General features: G+C 52.9%; 1 tRNA gene and 2 rRNA genes. All 3 read right to left on the bottom strand.

The features are described 5' to 3' along the window. Positions 1-133 precede the first annotated feature (133 nt). A tRNA-Met gene (locus RUM8411_RS22290) sits at positions 134-210 on the bottom strand. 43 nt (positions 211-253) lie between these two features. Further along, positions 254-368, bottom strand: a 5S ribosomal RNA gene (gene rrf / locus RUM8411_RS22285). Positions 369-549: 181 nt separating this feature from the next. Then, positions 550-3416: ribosomal RNA gene (locus RUM8411_RS22280) — 23S ribosomal RNA — on the bottom strand. Between the last annotated feature and the right edge of the window lie 321 nt (positions 3417-3737).

Here is a 3737-nt window from a genome sequence, read left to right as displayed (position 1 = left end):
ATGATGTGTTTTATTTTGGTTTGCGGGAGTAGGATTTGAACCTCTGACCTTCAGGTTATGAGCCTGACGAGGTTTGATCGTGAAGCAAACAGTCCAGTGGACTGTTTGTAGATCGAACGGGCTGTTTGGATTTTGGTTGCGGGGAGAGGATTTGAACCTCTGACCTTCAGGTTATGAGCCTGACGAGCTACCGGACTGCTCCACCCCGCGCCAGGTGTTTATTGATCGTTTTGAGAGAGGGGGATTTTTCTAGGTTTGGCGGTGACCTACTCTCCCGGGGCTTAAGCCCAAGTACCATTGGCGCGGCAGCACTTAACTTCCGGGTTCGGGATGGGACCGGGTGTTTTGCTTGCGCTATGACCACCAAACCGAGGAAAATCCCCGTCGCGACTTTGCTTTGCAAAGCGCGACGAGTGGCAGGCAGCGTATTTGCATGCAAATGCGCGTTGCCACTCGGTAGTTATGTCAATCAACACCGCAGCGTTTTGCTGCGAAGTTATCCATGTTTAATGAGGTGTATGTTTTTGATTTGTCTTTCCATTACTGGATCAAATCAAGCCTATCGGGCGATTAGTACCGGTCAACTGAACGCATTACTGCGCTTACATCTCCGGCCTATTGACGTGGTGGTCTTCCACGGCCCTCAGGGAGACCTTGTTTTGAGGGGGGCTTCCCGCTTAGATGCCTTCAGCGGTTATCCTGTCCGATCATAGCTACCCTGCACTGCTGCTGGCGCAACAACAGGTCCACCAGTGGATCGTTCACCCCGGTCCTCTCGTACTAGGGGCAACTCCTCTCAAGTCTCCTACACCCACGGCAGATAGGGACCGAACTGTCTCACGACGTTCTAAACCCAGCTCACGTACCTCTTTAAACGGCGAACAGCCGTACCCTTGGGACCTGCTCCAGCCCCAGGATGAGATGAGCCGACATCGAGGTGCCAAACACTGCCGTCGATATGGACTCTTGGGCAGTATCAGCCTGTTATCCCCGGCGTACCTTTTATCCGTTGAGCGATGGCCCTTCCACTCGGGACCACCGGATCACTATGGCCGTCTTTCGACTCTGCTCGACTTGTCAGTCTCGCAGTCAGGCTGGCTTCTGCCATTGCACTCAACGAGCGATTTCCGACCGCTCTGAGCCAACCTTCGCGCGCCTCCGTTACGCTTTAGGAGGCGACCGCCCCAGTCAAACTACCCGCCACGCAGGGTCCCGGATCCGGATAACGGACCGCGGTTAGACATCAAGAGTGCGAAGGGTGGTATCTCAAGGGAGGCTCCACCGCGACTTGCGTCACGGCTTCAAAGCCCACCACCTATCCTGCACATCACAATCCTGATGCCAGTGCGAAGCTGTAGTAAAGGTGCACGGGGTCTTTCCGTCTAACCGCGGGAAGCCTGCATCTTGACAGGCAATTCAATTTCGCTGAGTCGATGTTGGAGACAGCGGGGAAGTCGTTACGCCATTCGTGCAGGTCGGAACTTACCCGACAAGGAATTTCGCTACCTTAGGACCGTTATAGTTACGGCCGCCGTTTACCTGGGCTTCAATTCAAGGCTCTCACCTCTCCTTTTAACCTTCAGGCACCGGGCAGGCGTCAGACCCTATACGTCGTCTTGCGACTTCGCAGAGCCCTGTGTTTTTAATAAACAGTCGCCACCCCCTGGTTTGTGCCCCCAGCCCCTAGTTGCCTAGGAACCGGGCCTCCTTCTCGCGAACTTACGGAGGTATTTTGCCGAGTTCCTTCAACATCGTTCTCTCAAGCGCCTTGGTATTCTCTACCAGTCCACCTGTGTCGGTTTAGGGTACGGTCTTATAGGAGGGCTATTTCCAGGAACCTCTCAGCAGCCCATTCAATCCGATAAGGATGAACTACCTCTGAGATCCGTCACCACTCCACGGCCTAGGAATATTAACCTAGTTCCCATCGCCTACGCCTTTCGGCCTCGGCTTAGGGGCCGGCTTACCCTGCTCAGATTAGCTTTAAGCAGGAACCCTTGGACTTTCGGCGAGAGTGTCTCTCACACTCTTTGTCGCTACTCATGTCATCATTCTCACTAGTGATCTCTCCACCGGATCGCTCACGCGCCGGCTTCATCGAAAAGACTTATATCTGCGCTACCGCCTATTCGGCTACTTGAGCGCGGTTGCCCGCGCCGCATAACCAGCGGCAATACAGATAAAGTCTTATGTCACACTACGCTCTGCTACCATGCCTTACGGCATCCTAAGCTTCGGCTCATGGCTTGAGCCCCGTTACATCTTCGCCGCAGGACAACTTATTTAGACCAGTGAGCTGTTACGCTATCTTTAAAGGATGGCTGCTTCTAAGCCAACCTCCTGGTTGTTTTGGTCGTCCCACCTGCTTTCCCACTTAGCCATGAATTGGGGGCCTTAGCTGTAGGTCAGGGTTGTTTCCCTCTCCACTACGGACGTTAGCATCCGCAGTGTGTCTGCCATCTAGTACTCCCGGGTATTCGGAGTTTGGTTAGGATCAGTAAGCCTGTGGGGCCCCATTACCCATCCAGTGCTCTACCCCCCGGGGTATTCGGATGACGCTCTACCTAAATAGATTTCGCAGAGAACCAGCTATCTCCGAGTTTGATTGGCCTTTCACCCCTAGGCACAGCTCATCCCGATCCTTTTCAACGGATGTGGGTTCGGTCCTCCAGTAAGTGTTACCTTACCTTCAACCTGGCCATGCCTAGATCACTCGGTTTCGGGTCTGATCCCACGAACTCATACGCCCTATTAAGACTCGCTTTCGCTACGCCTACACCTAACGGCTTAAGCTTGCTCGTGAGACCAAGTCGATGACCCATTATACAAAAGGTACGCCGTCACCCCGCAAGGAGGCTCCGACTGATTGTAGGCGTTCGGTTTCAGGTACTGTTTCACTCCCCTCGTCGGGGTGCTTTTCACCTTTCCCTCACGGTACTGGTTCACTATCGGTCAGCAAGGAGTACTTAGCCTTCGAAGGTGGTCCTCCGATCTTCAGACAGAATTTCACGTGTTCCGCCCTACTTAATACGTCCCTCAAAGCTTCGAATACGGGGCTGTCACCCGCTATGGCCATGCTTCCCAACATGTTCTTCTCACTTATCCGGCTCGGCTGGTCCCCGTTCGCTCGCCGCTACTAGGGGAGTATCAATTGATTTCCTTTCCTCCGGGTACTTAGATGTTTCAGTTCCCCGGGTTTGCCTTTATAACCCTATGTATTCAGGTCATAAATACCTGGTTAAGCCCATTATTGACTGGCACAGCCAACAATAACAAACTTTCAGGTGGGTTGCCCCATTCAGAAATCCATGGATCAAAGCTTATTCTCAGCTCCCCATGGCTTATCGCAGAGTATCACGTCTTTCATCGCCTCTTGCTGCCAAGGCATTCACCAAACGCCCTTCTCGCGCTTGATTTGATCCAGAAAAAGAAAGACTTGATACTTGTGCTACCGCCTATTCGGCTACTTGAGCACATGAACTCTTTCGGCCTGTCGGCCTGCAGAGTTCGATCAGATCAATCACGATGACCCAGCTGGTAACTAAAGGTCATCTGTTCTTCTGAACCAAAAACATACATTTCCCGCCCCCGCCACTTGGACGAGGACAATTGAGCAACCCCATATGGTCTCTCAGCCGTGCAGCTGATCAACGCAGGTCGCTCGGGTTAGTATATTAGACTTGGACAACTCTGTTCGTTTCAGTCGTGATACGCATTCCAGGCCGGCTAGACCCAAA

This window comes from Ruegeria meonggei (assembly GCF_900172215.1).
Taxonomy (GTDB): Bacteria; Pseudomonadota; Alphaproteobacteria; order Rhodobacterales; family Rhodobacteraceae; genus Ruegeria; species Ruegeria meonggei.
The sequence above is the reverse complement of the archived record's forward strand: the minus strand, read 5'-3'. Positions and strand labels throughout refer to the sequence as shown.